Here is a 509-nt window from a genome sequence, read left to right as displayed (position 1 = left end):
GAAACGATGTTAACAAAGCGATGAGTGAAGCTAGCGTCAATATGGTTATTAAAAGGATTGGCTATGATAAGAGAGCGACTGGGCATGGTTTTCGCCATACCTTGAGTACCATTCTGCATGAACAGGGCTTTAATATAGCCTGGATCGAGATGCAGCTCGCTTACGTGGATAAAAACAGCATTCGCGGCACATATAACCATGCAAAGTATCTGGATGGAAGACGAGAAATGATGCAGTGGTACGCGGATTATATTGATAGGCTGGAAGGTACAAATACCGCAGCATAAAAGCTCAGCCCATGAATGGGCTGAGTCTCAGCATGTTATTCTTTTTTGTTAATAAACAAAACCCAAGGGGCTTTACTCAAAAATATCAACGACAAGGAAGAGCTTAGATTATCCATTGCGATTCAATATCAGCACCGCTATATATTAATTCAATATGTCTATTTTTTAAAAAATGAAATTAACCTTCTTATTCCAGCCCATATTTTTCCATCAGTGGTCGGG

At 39.9% G+C, this 509-nt stretch carries 1 protein-coding gene; it reads left to right on the top strand.

The annotated features are described in order from the left end of the window. Positions 1–287: tyrosine-type recombinase/integrase (locus AC1DMK_RS31120; RefSeq protein WP_477864052.1), on the top strand; the 287-nt coding region annotated here is incomplete at its 5' end. Positions 288–509: the final 222 nt, after the last annotated feature.

The sequence above is a fragment of the Rhizobium sp. 05L419 genome (assembly GCF_056397845.1).
Note: the sequence above shows the minus strand (reverse complement) of the source record. Positions and strands in the feature narration are given on the sequence as shown.